This window comes from Ruegeria sp. YKSE079, from assembly GCF_059612845.1.
In genome coordinates, this window is sequence record NZ_JBXWRJ010000014.1 from 13,267 (window position 1) to 30,338 (window position 17,072).

Below are 17,072 nucleotides of genomic sequence, written 5' to 3' on the forward strand. Positions count from 1 at the left end.
TCTGCCGTCTGGTCCCGTAGCCGCTAGAGATCGACGCGCCGCAACCTAAGCGCGTTGGTGATGACCGAGACGGAGGACAGACTCATCGCCGCCGCCGCAATCATCGGTGATAGCAACAGGCCGGTGACGGGGTACAACAAACCTGCAGCAATCGGCACGCCAAGCGCGTTATAGGCGAAGGCGAAGAACAGGTTTTGCTTGATGTTGCGCAAGGTGGCGCGGGCCAGTTTCCGCGCCCGCACGATGCCCATCAGATCGCCACCGAGCAGAGTGATGCCTGCGCTCTCCATCGCGACGTCGGCTCCGGTGCCCATGGCAATACCGACGTCTGCCGCGGCTAGGGCAGGGGCGTCGTTCACCCCGTCGCCCGCCATCGCGATCTTGTGGCCAGCCTTGCGCAACTCGTCGATCAGCACCTTCTTGGCTTCCGGCAGGACACCCGCACGCACCTCGTCGATGCCCAGCTCGCCTGCCACAGCCTGCGCCGTGCGTTCATTGTCGCCGGTTGCCATGATGACCCGCAGGCCCAGAGCATGAAGTTCCTTGATGGCCTGCGCGGTGCTGTCCTTGATCGGGTCGGCCACGGCCACGATACCCACGAGGGTTCCATCTGCCGCGATGAACATAGCCGTCTTTCCCTCGGCGCGAAGGGCGTCGGCCTTTTCCTCGGCCGCGCCCGTGTCCAGTCCCATCTCCTTCATCATCGCCGCGTTGCCGAGGGCGACTGAGCGTCCGTCGATTGTACCCTGAACACCCTTGCCGGTGAGCGCCTCGAAATCTGATGCTTCTTGCCGGGCGGCGTCTACCGCTTCGGCCCCCTCCACGATCGCTTCGGCCAGCGGGTGTTCCGAGCCGCGTTCCAGTGCCGCGGCCAGTGACAGCAGCTCGGCCTCGGCCACATCCCCCAGCACCACTATATCGGTCAGCTTCGGCTTGCCCATGGTCAGCGTGCCGGTCTTATCGACGATCAGCGTGTCGACGCCCGCCATGCGTTCCAGCGCCTCGGCATCCTTGATCAGAACGCCAGCCTGCGCGCCCCGCCCCGCCGCCGTTGTGATCGAGCTCGGTGTCGCCAGCCCAAGCGCGCAGGGGCAGGCGACGATCAGCACCGACACGGCTGCGGCCATGGCAAAGACCAGCGCGGGTTCGGGGCCGAAGATCATCCATAGGGTAAAGGCAGAGATCGACACCCCGACCACGGTTGGCACGAAGATTGCCGAGACCCTGTCGGCCAGACCCTGGATCGGCGCACGCGACCGCTTCGCATTCGACACCATTTCAACAATCTGCGCCAGCACGGTATCGGCACCGACCTTGCTCGCTTCGATCACAAGGCTGCCGTTCTTGTTGATCGTGGCACCCGTTACAGCATCGCCCAGACTTTTTTCCACCGGCATCGACTCGCCGGTCAGCATACTTTCATCCAAGGAGGATCGCCCCTCGATCACCACGCCATCGACCGGGACCGCATCGCCGGGTCGCACACGCAGGCGATCGCCCTCTATGATGGAGTCCAACGGAACGTCGCTTTCGGAGCCATCTGCCTCGATGCGCCGCGCGGTCTTTGGCGCGAGATCAAGAAGCGCTCGGATCGCATCGCCCGTGCGTTCGCGCGCGCGCAGTTCCAGTACCTGGCCAAAAAAGACCAGCGCCACGATCACCACCGATGCTTCGAAATAGGTGCCGACGCCATCGCCCGTACGATACTGCGCGGGGAACAAGTCTGGCAGGAACACCGCGAATAGCGAGTAAATATAGGCTGCCGCGACGCCAAGCGAGATCAGCGTCCACATGTTCGACGACCTGTTGACGACCGAAGCCCATCCCCGTTTGAAGAACGGCAACGCGGCCCAAAGGACGACGGGCGTCGCCAGCGCAAACTCAAGATAGCCCGCGGTCTTAGCCCCAAGCCAGTCGCGCACGGGCAAACCCACCATCGGCCCCATCGTCAGCACGATCAGCGGGGCAGCCGCAGCCACCGAGATCCACATGCGGCGGGTGAAGTCGATCAACGCTTGATTCGGCTCGTCCGTCGGCTCCATCGGTTCAAGCGCCATGCCGCAGATCGGGCAGGCGCCCGGCGCATCTCGGATGATCTCGGGGTGCATCGGGCAGGTATACTGACCGTTGGCCGGGGTGGCCTTGTCTTGCCGCTCAGGGTCACCAGAGGCATATGATGACGGATCAGCCTTGAAGGTGGTCTGACATTTCTCCGAGCAGAAATGGAAGGTCTCGCCCTGAAACTCGGCGTGCCGCCCGTCGGGTTTGACCGCGACCGTCATCCCGCAGACCGGGTCCTTTGCCGTCTCGGCTCCCGCCGGAATGTCGGGCGCGGCGTGAGGATGATCGTGATCCATGGGGTGCCAGCCTTTCTGGTTCTGTTGCAGTTTTACGCCTCCAGTGATCGGCCCTGCCGGAACCTTCGCTCCGAGAGGTCGGCGGCAATCCCCACATGACCGCAGGGCACGGTCACGCGGCCGGAGCCTGTGTCGTCAGGCCCAGCACCAGCCAGTCCTGCATTCCGCCGCGGTAGTAATATATTTTTTCCGGCGGAAAGCCGTTGTCGACCATTGCGTGCATCGCGATCGAACTCTGAGGGCAGGCCGGGCCATTGCAAAACGCCACGACTTTCTTGGCGGCGTCACAATTCCAACCTGACGATGAACGTACACATCCCAGCACGTCCAGACGGTCGGCAACTTCTCCAAACGGAATTGACATGCTTCCCGGAATCGTTCCCTTCAGCCGCCAATCGGGATCTCGCATGTCTACCACGACATGGTCGTCATCTCCCAGGCAGTCCAGAACCTCAAGCTCCCCGACAGGTGTAACGCCGTCTATCGGAACCATCGGTTGCAGATACCCGGTAATGAGTTGCATGTCGTTCCGGTGGCGTTCGATTCCAACCGGTCCGCCAGTCAGTTCGACCACCCGTTTTGTCTCGTCCGCCGTGATTTCGAGCAGTTCAACCACAATCAATCTCCGGTCCGGTTCTGTTTCATTAAGCTGCCCGCGCCATCAGCACCTTCAGAGTCTCGCGCTGCATCAGGCTCCGGGTGTCGGCCAAGACCGACAGTTCAAACCACCCGACCCCGAATGCGGCGAACCCCAAGACTGCAATCGCAGCAAGGATGACGGCGCGGAGGTTCGTCTCAAATTGCCTCGACGGCCGTCGCCAGAAGGTCGCGGAGCTCGCCCGCGACGGCCGTCAGTTCAGCGTTTTCGATAGCCTTCACCGACGCCACCGGGTCGACGGCGCTGAAGGATCTTCGGGGAAGACAAAGACATCGGAGACCTCAGCCCTTAAACCGCGACATGGCACTGCTGAAAGAGCTGGAGAGGCTGTCCCACGCTTTGTCGAAGCCTGACTTCATGTCGTGCCAGGCGTCGTCACTGGCTTCGCGCAATTCCTTCAGCTTGGCCTCGGCCTCGTCGCGTTGCGTCCGCATTTCTTTGAGCTGCTTTTGATAGTTGATCTTGGCGTCGGCCTCGGCCTCGTCGACCTTGGCCTTCATCTTGTCGATCTCGGCGTTCCACTGGTTGATGCGCGCCTTGGCCTTCTCGATATACTGTTCGCGTTCGGACATTCATGATCTCCTTCTAATTTTGACCTGAAAAACCTGAGAAGTTGAAGCGTAGCTCACAGTTGGGTTTGCCCGACTGACTTGGGTTAGTGACGGCGCACATCTCTGACGTCCATCCTGTGGCTTTGAGTGATGGAGAACGAATAGATGCCCGATACGGAAAAAATGACGCTGCCTGTCGTCGAACTCGCCCGCGAAAATAACGAGTTCCGCAAGGTCCTGTGGACCGGCGAAAAGACACAGCTGGTGCTGATGGCCATCCCCGTGGGCGGCGAGATCGGCGGCGAGGTGCATCAGGGACACGACCAGCTGCTCTACTTCGTCGCGGGCACAGGTGTGGCCAGGATTGGCGATGTGGAAACGGACATCGCCGATGGCGATGTCGGCATCGTGCCCTCGGGCGTCTTCCACAACTTCCGTAATACCGGGTCCGGGATGCTGAAATTGTTCACTACCTACAGCCCGCCTGAGCATGAGCCGGGCACTGAGCACGCCACCAAGGCTGAGGCTGATGCAGACGAATAAGCCCATGAAGGTCGACACCGTCATCGTGGGCGCGGGGAGCGCCGGGCTGTCCGCCCTGCGTGAGGTGCGCCGCTATACCGACGATTTTCTTGTGGTGAACGACGGCCATTGGGGGACCACCTGCGCCGCCGTGGGCTGCATGCCGTCGAAGGCGCTGATCGAGGCGGCGCACGCGTTTCACCGACGCCTGACCTTCGAGGAATTCGGCATTCAGGGCGTTGAGGGGTTGCGCGCCGACATCCCGGCCGTGCTCGCCCGAGTGCGCAGGATGCGTGACGGGTTCGTCAAGGGGCCAGAGAGCGTGCCAGACAAGCTGGGCGACCGCGCCGTTTCGGGCCGCGCGCGACTTCTGGGGCCCGGCCGGCTGGAGGTGAATGGCGACGAGATCGAGGCGCGCGCGATCATCCTCGCGCCGGGCAGCAGCCCTGTGGTGCCCGGACTCTGGCGGAACTTCGGAGACCGAATCCTGACCACGGACAGCCTGTTCGAGCAGGACGACCTGCCCCGTCGCGTTGCGGTGGTCGGTATGGGCGCCATCGGGGTCGAGATGGCCCAAGCCCTGGCCCGGTTGGGGCTGGATGTGTCCGGGTTCGACGCGGCCGAAACGCTGGGCGGCATTGACGACCGTCAGGTGCTGGAGGCTTTCCGTCCCTTGATCGAGGCCGAGATGGGCTTGCATATGGGCGCGTCCGCCGAACTCGAGGACGCGGGCGGCGCGATCCGGGTGAGCGGCGCGGGTGGGGTCTTCGAGGCTGATGCCGTGCTGGTCGCGATAGGGCGTCGCCCCAACATCGATGGGCTGGGTCTGGACACGTTGGGTGTTCCGCTTGACGACAAGGGGATGCCCCGGATCGATCCCGCCACGCTGCGTATCGACGATTTGCAGATGTTTCTTGTCGGCGATGCGAACGGCTATCGCCCGCTGCTGCACGAGGCCGCCGACGAGGGGCATATCGCCGGGCGCATGGCTGCACCGGATGCTTCGGATCACGGATTGTGCCGGCGCACGGCCCTGTCGATCGTGTTTTCATCGCCGCAGGTGGCGCGGATCGGGCCACCTCTGTCGGTTTTGAATGAAGACACCATCGCTACGGGGAGGGCGGATTTCTCGGATCAGCCGCGCGCCCGCATGACCCAGACCGCTGCGGGCTTGCTGCGCGTTCACGCCGAGCGCGAGACCGGGCGGCTCCTGGCCGCCGAGATGTGCGTGCCAGCCGCCGAACACTTGGCGCACCTGCTGGCCCTCGCGGTCGAACGGCAGATGACCGTGGCGGACATGCTGGCCATGCCGTTCTACCATCCGGTGCTGGAGGAGGGTCTGCGCCGTGCCCTGCGCGATCTTGCGGAGGGTGTGGCGGCCGTCGGTGGCTCGGACCTGTCCGACTGCAAGCCGATGGGTCATGATGCCCTGGACTGACGACGGCCCTGTCGTGCCGGTATGATTTGCGTCTTCGATAATGGATGCTGCATCCACCGATGGACACTATCTCCCAGGCACACCGTCGGTCGGGCGGTCAGACTGAACGGTCATCCATGGGAGAAGTTAGCATCATCGGTGTCGATCTGGCAAAGAACGTGTTCCAGTTGCAAGCGGCGTCGGCGGACGGGTCCGTCGTGTTCCGCAAGAAGCTGTCGCGGCTTTAGTTCGGGCGGTTCATGGCGGGGCAGTCTCCGTGCCAGCCCGAGCGCGGCAGTGCAAAGTCACGGTCTGCGGACCGAGTTTCCTCCGGCGATGATCCGACGGATCAGTGCTGCAGCGGCGCGGTGTTTTGCGGCATCGGCCTCGGACCCCACCGCGTTCTCATGGGTTGCCGCGGCGTCTGTCAGAACGCCCATGATTTCTTTCTCGGGCAAAATTTGCGCGTCATTCAGAGCGAGAAGCAGGGCTTCGCAGATGGTAAGTGCAGCCATTCCTGAATGCATTTGGTCGTCCGTCATAGGGTATTGACCTTTCCGACAAGTGCGACGCGGGGGATGCGCCTGCTGCTTACGGAGCAGACTGGCAAGGATTCTGCTATACTGTGCTGATAGACATCAGTCACAGGTGCGATTTCTTTTGTTAGAAATTCAATGTGTGTCGAAGAGGGACAAATGATCGAAAACACCCCACTTGTCCGCAAGCTTGGCGCATTCGTCGCCCTGTCGGATCCCGAACTTTCCGTGCTTGCATCCTTGCACAAACGCCGCCGCACCTTCGTGGCGGGGCGCGATCTTGTCCATCAGGGCCAATCGGATCAGGCTGCCTATATCCTCGCCTCTGGTTGGGCCTGTTCCTACAAGCTTCTTGAGGACGGGCAGCGGCAGATCGTGGATTTCCAGATCCCCGGCGATTTCCTGGGGCTGCGCAGCGTCCTGTTGCATGTCTCGGATCACAGCATCGAGCCAGTGACGGACATCGAGGTGACGGAAATTCATGTTGCCGACCTTCTGGACGCATTTGCGCAAACGCCCCGGCTGGCCACTGCGGTTCTGTGGGCCGCGTCCCGGGACGAGGCGATGGTGGTCGAGCATCTGGTGGGCATTGGACGCCGCGATGCGGCCGAACGCATGGCGCATTTTCTGCTGGAGCTGGGCGCCAGGCTTGCCCTGATCGGATTGGGGAGCAAGGACGGTTATGCCTGTCCGCTGTCTCAATACCTTCTGGCCGACGCGCTCGGGCTGAGCGCCGTCCACGTCAACCGGGTGCTGAGGCAGTTGCGCGAAGCAGGAATGGTTACGTTTCGGGACGGGTTTGTTGCGTTCGACGACTACGACCAACTGGCCAAGTACGCCCAGTTCGATCCGTCTTACATGGATCAAAAGGGCCGCTTCTCCGTTGACGTCGCTGCGCGTTAGCCTGCCGTCAGATGCGGCCAAGCAGCATCAGAATGACGACGATGATCAGAACCGTGCCAAGCACACCGGTCCCGGCATGTCCGAAGCCATAGCCATAACCCCCGAAGCGCCCGCTGAATCCGCCCAGAAGGAAGATGATAAGTAGAACAACGAGTATCGTACCGAGTGACATAGTGATTTCTCCTTTGATGGGGCGCGGCTCGTCATGCGACGGTCCCGGATTTCAAAATTTTGGGGCGTGGTCGACCATTTCAGTTCCCCTCGATGGTCAAGCCGTGCTCATCGATCTTGAGGTCGATGCCGCTTTGGCGTTCCTGATAGTAGAGGTAGCCTGCCCCGACGGCGCAGACGGCAAGCACTCCAATCAAGACGAACAAGAAGTTGCGACTCATTGCCGTCTTCCTTTCAGCTTTCCGGTGTTAGGCGTGTCCGAGGTGAAGTGCATCAAGAGCTCACTCCGATGGCTTTTGACCCACTATTCGTTGCGGCATCCGGGCACGTTCAGGTCTCTGCAAAAGTAACCCGCAGCGCCGCCGATAACAGCGCCGGTAACAGGGCTTCCGCCAGTTGCTCCGGAAATCACCGCGCCGCCTGCAGCACCGGCAACACCGCGTTCTGTATCGCTTCCGAGACATCCACCGAGGCCAAACAAGACCGGCAGGAGAAGAATGGCTTTGAAGTACATCTGATAATCCTTTGGTCTGTTGGGGCGGAAATCTGTTCGATACTCCGGACGGAATTTGGCTCGTGCGCGATCGCCAAGCGGCAGCGTTGGTCTATTTGTTTGTTTCGGGTGTCATTGCATTGTTCTTTCTCGGACGGTCCGGAAACGAGAAACACGCAAGGCAGGGGAACGAGGGGACAACTTGCCTAGCGTGTCTCTGGCTCACTCGTACTGGTACATGTCCACCGATATTCGGCTAACACTCAGACGATCGCACCGCCGTCGTCGAGCCACACTGATACAGGTTGGTCTTGGCCCGTGAATCCGGAGGTTTTTAGGCCGAATTTGGCGTTTCTACTGGTTTTGACCTTATCCGGCAGGATGCGGGTTCCGGCTTTGCCTTCCAAGATCGCGCGAGCGTCTGTCAATTGGCCAATGCCGGCAAGCTTGCCGCTGGCCTGGACAAAGGCGACTGCGGCACCGACCTTCGGACCCATCGACCCCGGTGAGAGCTCGAGGTCGCCCATCGCCTCGGGTGTCGCTGCGCCAATCGCGCTTTGATCCGCCTTGCCATAGTTGCGGAAGACCGCCGGCACATCGGTCAGCAGCAAGAGCGCGTCCGCGCCCAGCCCCAAAGCCAGCAAGGCCGACGTCCGATCCTTGTCGATTACCGCTTCCACGCCTGTCATCTCTCCATCCGCGTTCCGCACGACGGGAATGCCGCCCCCCCCGGCGCAGATCACGGTGTGCCCGCCGGCCAGCAGCACCTTGATTGCGTCCAGCCCCACGATCCTGAGCGGCAACGGCGAGGGAACGACGCGACGCTGGCCACCGGATGCCTCAGTCACCATGGCCCAGCCATGATCTTGCGCCGCCTGCTTTGCTTCGGCCTCTGTGTAAACGGGTCCAATGGGCTTGCTTGGGGTCTCAAACGCCGGGTCTTTCGGATCGACCTCGACCCGGGTCAGGAGGGTGGCGCATTGCGAGCCCTCAGGCAGGGCGTTCATTAGCTCCTGCTCGATCAGATATCCGATCATGCCCTCGGTCTCGGCGCCCAGCACATCCAGCGGCCAGGGCTTTGCCGGATCATAGGCCGCCCCTTGCAGCGCCAGCAAACCGACCTGCGGCCCGTTGCCGTGCGCCACGATGATCTGATGATCGCGGGCCAGGTCCGCCAGCGCGGTTGCCGCGATCCGGACGTTCGTGTGTTGCGCTGCGGCCGTCATAGGCTCGCCTCGTTGCAAAAGCGCGTTGCCGCCAAGGGCCACCACCACCCGCATCTCAGGACCCCATCGTGGCGACAAGAACGGCCTTGATCGTGTGCATTCGGTTTTCCGCCTGATCAAAAACGACCGAGGCTGCGCTTTCGAACACCTCTTCGGTCACTTCCATGCAGTCGATGCCGAATTTCTGGAACGTCGCGTCGCCCACTTCGGTGTCACGGTTGTGAAAGGCAGGAAGGCAGTGGAGGAACTTGGCGTAAGCGTTGCCGGTCATCTCCATGACCTTTGTGTTGACCTGATAGGGCGACAGGAGGGCGATCCGCTCTTCCCAGACCTCGTCTGGTTCGCCCATCGAGACCCAGACATCCGTATAGACGAAATCGGCTCCTTCAAGCCCTTCGGCGTGCTTCTCGGTCAGGGTTATCCGGGCTCCTGTAGATTCCGCTAGGTCTCGGCACTGCGTGACGAGGCCCGCGTCAGGCCAGCAACTCTGTGGGCCACACAGGCGGATGTCCATGCCGATCAGGGCAGCACCAACCATCAGGCTTGAGCCCATGTTGTTGCCTGCATCCCCCATGAAGCAAAAAGCGATATCAGACAGGTGTTTGTGGGTGAACTCGCGCATGGTCATCAGGTCGGCGAGGATCTGTGTCGGGTGGAAATCATCCGTCAGCCCGTTGAACACGGGCACGCCGGAAAACTCCGCCAGCACCTCGGCATCCTTCTGACCAAAGCCTCGATACTCAATCCCATCATAAAATCGGCCCAGAACCCGCGCCGTATCTTTCATGGTTTCCTTGTGGCCGATATGGCTGCCCGATGGCCCCAAATATGTGACGTGTGCACCCTGATCGTAAGCTGCGACCTCGAACCCGCTGCGGGTGCGGGTGCTGTCCTTCTCGAAGATCAGGGCGATGTTCTTGCCTTGAAGCATTTGCTGTTCATAACCGCCTGCTTTCGCCATCTTGAGGCTGGCGGCGAGTTGCAACAGGTGCCGGATCTCGTCCGGTGTGAAATCGAGCAGTTTGATAAAACTACGTCCGCGCAGGTTCTGTGGCATTGGATGTTCCTTAAATGGGGTCGCGAATCAGGGGGCAGGTCATGCAGTGTGATCCACCGCGCCCGCGTCCAAGTTCCGATCCGGGGATGGTGATGACCTCAACACCCGCCTTGCGCAGAAGGGTGTTGGAGTAGACGTTGCGTTCGTATCCGACGACAACGCCGGGCTCGAGACAAAGCAGGTTGTTGGCATCGTCCCATTGTTCCCGGGCGGATTCGTAGGCATCGCCGCCCGTGGGCACGGTGCGCAGTTTCTTGAGGCCAAGTGCGGCGGCTACCACCTCCAGAAACGGTTTCGTCTCGGCCTCCACGACGACGTCCTCACCCTTGCCGGGGCGCAGGCTATAACAACGGATGGCTTCGGTGACTTCGGCAAAGACCGTGACCAGATCGCGGTCGCAAAAGGTGAAGACCGTATCGAGGTGCATGGAGCCGCGCGCACGGGGAAACTGGCAGGCAATGACACGTGTCGCACCGCCACCGGTGAACAGCCCCCGAGCAATCTGGCTGACGGCCTGGGGTGTCGTGCGTTCGCCCATGCCGATCAGCACAGTGCCGCCGCCGATCGGCATGACATCACCACCCTCAACCGTTGCCGGGCCATGATCCTGCATTGGATCTCCCCACCAGACGGGAAAACCCGCGTCCTTGAAGTCGGGGTGAAAGCGATAGATTGCGGCGAGGTTCAGCGTCTCCAGCCGCCGCGCGGGCCAGTGCATCGGGTTGAGAGTGACGCCGCCATAGATCCAAGCCGTCGTATCGCGGGTGAAGATGTGGTTGGGCAGTGGCGGCAGGATGAAGTCGGCAGGCTCCAGCATGGGGGCCAGCACACCCTTGTCCGGGATCGGAAGTTCGGCCCTGCTCATCCCGCCGATCAGGATGGTCGACAGCAGATCGGCGTCGACTTCCATCAGGTGGGCCATGAGGTCATCGGCCAGACCCACGCCCACGGTATTGTCACTGATCCGCGCCTCCAGCAGCCAGCGGCGGGCCTCCATGTCTCTGAGCGTTTCCATCAGCAACTGGCGCAGGAACACCACCTCGACCCCGCGATTGCGCATGGCATCGGTAAACGTCATGTGGTCAATCCGCGCCTGTTTGACCCACATCACGTCATCGAACAGCAGCTCGGCGCAGTTGGCGGGCGTCAGTCGCGCCATGGCGGCCCCTGGCTTGTGAACGAGGACGCGGCGCAGCTTGCCCGCTTCGGAATGGACGCCGTAGGAAATGGTCATGTGGGGGATCCTTGCAAAAGTACGCCAAGGCTGAGGGCGGCCATGACAATGATCGTGAGGCCCAAGAGCACCGGCCAGACGAAGCGTAGCCAGCGTTCATAGGGCACCCGCCCGATGGCGAGGCCACCCATGACAACCGCAGAGGTGGGTGTGACCAGATTGACCACGCCTTCTGCCGACTGGAACGCGGTCACCACGAGGCTGCGAGATACTCCGGCGAAATCGCCCACGGGGGCAAGGATCGGCATCGACAGGACGGCAAGGCCCGAGGTCGAGGGCACGAAGAAGGACAGGACGACCTGAATCCAGTACATCACGTTGATGAAGACGACCTCATTGAGGCCCGCGACGGTGCCTTCGGCCCAGTGCAGGATCGTGTCGGTGATGTGGCCCGCGTCCATGATCACGACGATGCCACGCGCCAGCCCGATGATCAGCGCCACGCCCAGCAGGTCGCGCGCACCGCCGACGAAGGCGTCGACCAGTCCCTTTTCTCCCAGCCGTCCTATTAACCCGATGGCGATACCGGCGAAGAGGAACAGCCCGCTCATTTCGGCCATCCACCAGCCGCCCAAGGACACGCCCCAGATCATCACTGCAAAGGTCGCGCCGAAGAGAAGCAGGACGATCTTGTGCAAACCCGTAAAGTCGCTCGCCGCGGCCTCGGTCGCGCTCAGGAAATGCGTTTCGTTCTCGGCCTTTCTGTCAAAGACCAGCGACCGCGACGGATCGGCCTTGACCCGGGCGGCGTAGCGCATGACGTAAGCGACGGCTGCGGCGAAGGTGAGCGCCAACAGAACCAGCCGCAGCATTAGCCCCTCCGTGAACGGTACGCCGGCGGCGTCCGACGCGATCACTGTCGAAAAGGCGTTCACGGTCGAGCCGAGCACGCCCACCCCGGCGCCCAGCAGGATCACCGCCACGGCGGTCAGCGCGTCATAGCCAGCCGCGATCATCACCGGCGTCAGGATGACGTAAAAGGCCAGCGTTTCCTCGGCCATGCCATAGGTCGAGCCGCCCGCCGCAAAGAGTGCCATGAGGATCGGGATCATCCACTTTTCCCGCCCTTCGAGCCGTGCCATCGCCCGCTTGATGCCCGCATCAATGGCTCCAGTGGCCGTCACCACACCGATGAAACCGCCGATCATCAGGACGAACAACGCGACGTCGATGGCATTTGCAGAGTAGCTGCCCGGATCGTAGAAGCCTGCGATGGGAGCGAGGATGACGTCGAAGAAGCCTTGCGGATTGGCGTCGGTGGGCGCGTAGGTTCCCGCCACCGGAACTTCCTTGCCAAGCGCCTCGGACGTCACGCGCTCGTACTGGCCGGCCGGGATCACCCATGTCAGCCCTGCGATGATGACGATCAGCGCGAAAAGAATGGTATAGGCCGAGGGGAAGTGAAAACGGGTGGCGGTTTCGGGTTTGGGCGCTGTGGGGGTTGCCATTGGGTGTCCTTTGCCAGCAAGGGCCGCGATTTGGTGCGCGACTGTTGCAGCAAGGCTAGACGAGGATGGCAGATGGCGGACTGACGGAGGTTAGTGGGGATGTTTAAGGCTGAGGAGTCCGCAGTGCGGACAAAGCGGACCTTTGACGACAACCACAATGCCCGGAATCAAGGCGCTTGCGCCGCCGGGCAGCGCCCGACCGCCCCATGGGCGGGCGCTTTGGTGAGGGTGGCACTGCATTGATTGCACACCGGAAATTTGGCACCATAAAGTGCCCGCCTGATCTGGTGGTGACGCCCACCCGCGGTCGGGCGCGGCCCTCTGTGTGTCCGAAATCGGATGACGGCAAAGGGCTCGAAGCGGACAATCCCTCCCCCAAGTTCACCCGTCACTTGCACCCTCAACCGGCGTCTGCTGGTGCGCAAGGCGCAGCCACTTGCCATCGTCGTTCAGGTAGGTCGAGGTGCAGAGCGCCTCATAGATCGGCTCGTCGCTCCGTTCGGCGGAGACGCGATAGGCCAACACGGCAATGTTGTTTTGCCGTGACAGGTAACGCTCGCTCATCACGACCGAACGCCACCGTTGGGCGACGTCCTTTTCTCTCCAGAGCGCGTCGCCCTGAAGAATGCCTGCAGGGTACGGCAAGACGAAGACAGCGCCCTTTGCCGTCGCGTGACGCGCACTGTCAGCGCCTTGTGTCCAGAAGCGTTCTTCCAGATCCCAGAGGGTGTCATCTGCAGTCATTCAAGGCTCCTTTCAAGATTGGCGGTTGTGCTGGGTGATGGCTGTTTCGCGCAGGGGTTCATCTCACTGGCCTTGTGCAAGCATGGCGACCCAGCCAACGAACAGGGCTGCAGCAATGATCCAGTAGAATGGGGATCCCTGCGGTGGCAGTGCAAGCTTGGCCGAAGTGCCGTCCTGGGGTGAAATTGCGGTCGTCGCCCGCCTCGGCAGCAGGGCAAGAAGTCCCGAGACAATCCTGCTCCGATCCGGAACAGGGGTCGGTACATCATGGAAACGTGTCATCAGCGCCTCCAACCTTTGCCGTGCTGCCGCTGCGGGCAACCTGGAAAGCTCCGAGGCTTCGCTCCAGGGATCAACGCCGAGCCGGGCGAGCATCGATAGAACGGTGACGCTGCTTCCGCGTCGATCTTCACCCAAGGGCGCGTACAGAAACGGTTCAAATTGCGGGTCTTGTCCAAGTTGCGTCGGGGCGTATGCCATTGCGGGATCCTTGCTGGCGCCGTTTGCATGAGCCGAACTGGCCGATGTCATGGTGCCGGTCGAACCAAAACGGGCGGGTGCCACACCTTTGGTCACGACCAACATGACCCAAACCGCGCCACCTTGTGTTGACGCAGATCAATAGAAGGCTACGATAGCCCCGTAGCGCTCACCTTGCGTCGCGTGCCGACGCCGTGCCGGTCCCCAGTTCGATGATTTCGGCTGTGATCGCTTCCTGTCGTACCTGGCGCAGCGTCGCCTCGAATTCGCCCAACTCGCGCGTAATCTGGCTGCCCGCGGCGGACATGGCCTCCATTCTTGCCTCGTTCTCTGCGGCAAAAGCATGAAGCGCCGCCTTGCACACCAGGGCATGGAGATAGTCACCGCTGAGACTATTGATCAGGGCGTCGGTGGGTAGCTGGGTCAGCGGACGTGTCGTTCCAGGCGGCGGCAGGGCCGACAGATCGACCGGCAACAGAACCTGCCGGAGGACTTGAGGTCGCCCGGACGCCCATCCGGCATGGATCATATCCATACGCTCAAAACGACCCTCGCCCAGGGCGCGGTAGATCGCCTTGGCAATCTGATCGGCCAGTCTCGGGATGCCAGGCGTGCGCGAGGACATCGGCGCGGACCAGACCGGATGGAGACCGCGCGCGGCAGCGATCGACAGACCACGGGTGCCGATCAGAAACAGGCTGGTGGCCGGCAGGTCGTCTTGGATGCTGTCAAGAACGCGTTCGCTGAAGGCACCGGCGAAGCCCTGTTCGGCGCAGAACACCAAAAGACCGATGCGACCGTCGGTTCGGCCGCGAGAGGTCTCGGCCGGTGACATAGGACCTGCGGGTCCAAGCGTGTTGGATATGGCGGCGGCAATTGTTGCGGCATAGCTGTCGACGGCCTTGATCTCGGCGCGGGCGGTGCTGGCGCGCGCGGCGGCGATGCCCTTCATCGCGTTTACCACGGCTCCCAACTGGCGAATGCCGTCGATCCGGGCGCTGACATCGGCCAGTCGTTCGGTCATGTCGCTGGTTCCGTATCTTCAAGCTGCGTCGCAAGGCGGGTCATCGCGGCCATCAAGGCGGCCCGCGCCGTCTCATTCAGTTCCCCGGTCTCGGAAAGGACGCGCAAGACATCGGCGGCGTCCCGGTCAAGGATATCCGGCAGTTCATCCCGAAAGGTGGCAACAGCATCGAGTGACAGGGGGTCAAGCAGTCCCGACTGCACAGCGAGCAGGAGCGCCACCTCATCTGCCAGGCGAAGCGGTGCGTTCTGCGGCTGACGCAGGATTGCGCGGATCCTTTTCCCGCGTCTGAGTTGGTCGCGCACGCGACCTTCGGGCATGCCTCCGAACCGGGTGAAGACCTCGAGCTCCAGAAACTGCGCATAGTCGAGCCGCAGCGTGCCGGCCGCCTTGCGCAGCACGGGCGCTTGGGTCTTGCCGCCGACACGGCTGACGCTCAGCCCCACATCCACCGCCGGTTTCTGCCCCTGATGAAACAGGCTCGAATCCAGCACGATCTGCCCGTCGGTGATCGAGATCAGGTTGGTCGGGATATAGGCCGACAGGTTCCCGGCATCAGTTTCGGCGATCGGCAAGGCGGTCAAAGACCCGCCGCCACGCGCCTGAGACAGTTTAGCCGCCCGTTCCAGCAGGCGGGCATGGATGTAGAACACGTCCCCCGGATAGGCCTCGCGCCCCGGAGATTGCCGGGTCAGAAGGGCGATCTCGCGGTGGGTGGCGGCGTGTTTGGACAGATCGTCGATCACCACGAGGGCATGACCGCCCTGGTCGCGGAAATACTCCGCCATCGTGACGCCCGCATAGGGTGCTATCCATTGCAGCCCCGGCGCCGAGGCGGAGCCCGCGACAATCACGATGCAGCGCGCGAAATTCCCATGCGCCTGCAGCGCGTCGATGGCGCGCCGCACGCTGGATGTCTTTTGCCCCACCGCGACATAGACGCAGATCATGTCGCTGTGCGCTTGGGCGATCATCGTGTCGGTGGCCAGTGTCGTCTTTCCGGTGGAATGGTCGCCGACGATCAACTCGCGCTGGCCCCGGCCAAGCGCGAACAGTGTGTCCATCACGAGTATCCCGGTTTGCACCGGCTGGGTCACGAGATCTCGTTCGATGATCGACGGCGCTGGGCGCTCGATCGGCCACCGCTCTTCGGCCTCAATTGCCCCCTTTCCGTCCAGCGGGCGGCCGAGCGGGTCGACGATGCGCCCGAGCAGCGCCTCTCCGACAGGCACGCTTACCACTTCGCCGGTGCCGAAAACGGCATCGCCCGCCTCGACCTTGGTCGCGGCATCAACGAACACGCAGCCAATCAGATCGGGGTCCAGAACCCGGGCGAACCCGAACTGGCCGCCCTCGAACCGCAGGACTTCGTCAAGCCGAACGTCGCGCAATCCCGAGATCATCGCCACACCGTCCCCGATCTCTTCGACACGGCCTCTGTGTTCGGGTCGCGGACCCAGTGCCGCGCGACGCACTGCGCCTTGCGCCGATGCGAACCAATCCGGTGTATCAACCGGCATCCTCGACCTCCTTCAGGATATTCTCCAGATCGGCCCGCCAGCTGTTGTGAAGCACGAAATGCCCGCTGCGGAGTTCCAGTCCGGCGATCAGATCGGGATCGGTGACAAGACGAACGCTGGGCGTGCCGTCCAACGCATCCTTTACCGCTTGTTCGATCTTGGCCCTTTCCGCACCCTCCGGGGCTGTCGCGGTGATGATCTCGATATCGCCTGCCGAGGCTAAAAGCGCCGTTCGGTCGGAATCGGACATTTCCGCGATCGCCTCGACAAGTTGCGCAAGGAACGTCGCCTGAACCTCGGTTGTGTTGAACCGTCCCAGAAGCCGGGCAGCAATCTCGACCGACAATTCGGCGGCCCTCGTTGCGTTCTCTTTCCGCGCGGTGTTTCGGTCGCGGTCAATGGCGGCGCGCGCGGCAGCGATCAGGGAGTCTGCATTGGTTTGCGCATCCTTCAGCGTGGCTTTCGCGACTTTGTCCGCCGCCGCCTTGGCCTCGACAAGTATGGCATCGCGTTCCGCCGCGATTCCTGCGCGGGTCTCAACCACCTCGGCCAGCGCAGCGTCGGCTTTCGCTTGTGCTGTCTTGCCTTCATCCAACATGGCTTGCGCCGCTTCCTGGCGCCGGGTGATCGCCCCGGCTATCGGCCGCCAGAAAACGCGGCTGAGCAGCCAGACGAGGATCAGGACGTTGATGGCCTGAAGACCCAGTCCCCACCAATCGAGGGTCATGCGC

Annotated in this window: 18 protein-coding genes and 2 pseudogenes; 4 read left to right on the top strand and 16 right to left on the bottom strand. The window is 62.4% G+C overall.

What is annotated here, in order from left to right; translation table 11 throughout:
* Positions 1-23 precede the first annotated feature (23 nt).
* From AC2FMY_RS13870 to AC2FMY_RS13885, 4 genes and pseudogenes are all read right to left on the bottom strand, one after another.
* Positions 24-2,357, bottom strand: coding sequence for a heavy metal translocating P-type ATPase (locus tag AC2FMY_RS13870; RefSeq protein WP_496807547.1), 2,334 nt, complete (start codon positions 2,355-2,357; stop codon positions 24-26).
* A gap of 112 nt (positions 2,358-2,469) precedes the next feature.
* On the bottom strand, positions 2,470-2,973 hold the full coding sequence (locus AC2FMY_RS13875; RefSeq protein WP_496807548.1) for a rhodanese-like domain-containing protein: 504 nt from the start codon (positions 2,971-2,973) through the stop codon (positions 2,470-2,472).
* 179 nt (positions 2,974-3,152) lie between these two features.
* A pseudogene (locus tag AC2FMY_RS13880) lies at positions 3,153-3,260 on the bottom strand (DUF302 domain-containing protein); the annotation flags it as partial.
* Positions 3,261-3,296: 36 nt separating this feature from the next.
* Positions 3,297-3,587: a sll1863 family stress response protein gene (locus tag AC2FMY_RS13885; protein ID WP_496807549.1), complete on the bottom strand. Its 291-nt coding sequence runs from the start codon at positions 3,585-3,587 to the stop codon at positions 3,297-3,299.
* Positions 3,588-3,731: 144 nt separating this feature from the next.
* Between AC2FMY_RS13885 and AC2FMY_RS13890 the strand changes: the two genes are divergently transcribed.
* The 3 genes and pseudogenes from AC2FMY_RS13890 to AC2FMY_RS13900 all read left to right on the top strand — a co-directional run.
* Positions 3,732-4,109: a cupin domain-containing protein gene (locus tag AC2FMY_RS13890; protein WP_496807550.1), complete on the top strand. Its 378-nt coding sequence runs from the start codon at positions 3,732-3,734 to the stop codon at positions 4,107-4,109.
* The gene (locus AC2FMY_RS13895) at positions 4,096-5,526 is read left to right on the top strand and encodes a dihydrolipoyl dehydrogenase (RefSeq protein WP_496807551.1); all 1,431 of its coding nucleotides are present in this window, start codon (positions 4,096-4,098) and stop codon (positions 5,524-5,526) included. The genes AC2FMY_RS13890 and AC2FMY_RS13895 overlap by 14 nt, the downstream gene beginning before the upstream one ends.
* Positions 5,527-5,642: 116 nt before the next feature.
* Positions 5,643-5,747 (top strand): annotated as a pseudogene (locus AC2FMY_RS13900) (IS110 family transposase); the annotation flags it as partial.
* Positions 5,748-5,810: 63 nt separating this feature from the next.
* Here AC2FMY_RS13900 and AC2FMY_RS13905 read toward each other — a convergent pair.
* Positions 5,811-6,032, bottom strand: coding sequence for a hypothetical protein (locus tag AC2FMY_RS13905; RefSeq protein WP_496807619.1), 222 nt, complete (start codon positions 6,030-6,032; stop codon positions 5,811-5,813).
* 168 nt (positions 6,033-6,200) lie between these two features.
* Here AC2FMY_RS13905 and AC2FMY_RS13910 point away from each other — a divergent pair, with 168 nt between their 5' ends.
* Positions 6,201-6,944 (top strand): Crp/Fnr family transcriptional regulator, encoded by a 744-nt coding sequence (locus tag AC2FMY_RS13910; RefSeq protein ID WP_496807552.1) that lies wholly within the window; start codon positions 6,201-6,203, stop codon positions 6,942-6,944.
* 7 nt (positions 6,945-6,951) lie between these two features.
* Here the strand turns inward: AC2FMY_RS13910 and AC2FMY_RS13915 are convergent, their stop codons facing one another.
* The 11 genes from AC2FMY_RS13915 to AC2FMY_RS13965 all read right to left on the bottom strand — a co-directional run bounded on the left by AC2FMY_RS13915 (position 6,952) and on the right by AC2FMY_RS13965 (position 17,068).
* A complete protein-coding gene (locus AC2FMY_RS13915; RefSeq protein WP_496807553.1) occupies positions 6,952-7,116 on the bottom strand; it encodes a DUF3309 family protein in 165 nt (54 codons plus the stop codon).
* Between the two features lie 79 nt (positions 7,117-7,195).
* On the bottom strand, positions 7,196-7,336 hold the full coding sequence (locus tag AC2FMY_RS13920) for a hypothetical protein (RefSeq protein ID WP_496807554.1): 141 nt from the start codon (positions 7,334-7,336) through the stop codon (positions 7,196-7,198).
* A 535-nt stretch (positions 7,337-7,871) separates the two neighbouring features.
* Positions 7,872-8,912, bottom strand: coding sequence for a carbamate kinase (gene arcC / locus AC2FMY_RS13925; RefSeq protein ID WP_496807555.1), 1,041 nt, complete (start codon positions 8,910-8,912; stop codon positions 7,872-7,874).
* Positions 8,890-9,891 carry an ornithine carbamoyltransferase gene (gene argF / locus AC2FMY_RS13930; protein ID WP_496807556.1) on the bottom strand — a complete coding sequence of 334 codons (1,002 nt, stop codon included), beginning with the start codon at positions 9,889-9,891 and terminating at the stop codon, positions 8,890-8,892. The genes arcC and argF overlap by 23 nt, the downstream gene beginning before the upstream one ends.
* Before the next feature lie 10 nt (positions 9,892-9,901).
* Positions 9,902-11,125, bottom strand: coding sequence for an arginine deiminase (locus AC2FMY_RS13935; protein WP_496807557.1), 1,224 nt, complete (start codon positions 11,123-11,125; stop codon positions 9,902-9,904).
* A complete protein-coding gene (locus AC2FMY_RS13940) occupies positions 11,122-12,573 on the bottom strand; it encodes a YfcC family protein (RefSeq protein WP_496807558.1) in 1,452 nt (483 codons plus the stop codon). The genes AC2FMY_RS13935 and AC2FMY_RS13940 overlap by 4 nt, the downstream gene beginning before the upstream one ends.
* Before the next feature lie 381 nt (positions 12,574-12,954).
* Entirely contained in the window at positions 12,955-13,317 is a 363-nt protein-coding gene (locus AC2FMY_RS13945; RefSeq protein ID WP_496807559.1) for a hypothetical protein, read from the bottom strand.
* A gap of 63 nt (positions 13,318-13,380) precedes the next feature.
* A complete protein-coding gene (locus AC2FMY_RS13950) occupies positions 13,381-13,902 on the bottom strand; it encodes a hypothetical protein (protein WP_496807560.1) in 522 nt (173 codons plus the stop codon).
* Positions 13,903-13,966: 64 nt separating this feature from the next.
* Positions 13,967-14,821 carry a F0F1 ATP synthase subunit gamma gene (locus AC2FMY_RS13955; protein WP_496807561.1) on the bottom strand — a complete coding sequence of 285 codons (855 nt, stop codon included), beginning with the start codon at positions 14,819-14,821 and terminating at the stop codon, positions 13,967-13,969.
* Positions 14,818-16,341 carry a F0F1 ATP synthase subunit alpha gene (locus AC2FMY_RS13960; protein WP_496807562.1) on the bottom strand — a complete coding sequence of 508 codons (1,524 nt, stop codon included), beginning with the start codon at positions 16,339-16,341 and terminating at the stop codon, positions 14,818-14,820. The genes AC2FMY_RS13955 and AC2FMY_RS13960 overlap by 4 nt, the downstream gene beginning before the upstream one ends.
* Complete coding sequence (locus tag AC2FMY_RS13965) at positions 16,331-17,068, bottom strand: F0F1 ATP synthase subunit delta (RefSeq protein ID WP_496807563.1); 738 nt, start codon at positions 17,066-17,068, stop codon at positions 16,331-16,333. Before AC2FMY_RS13965 ends, AC2FMY_RS13960 begins: the two co-directional genes overlap by 11 nt.
* Positions 17,069-17,072 lie beyond the last annotated feature (4 nt).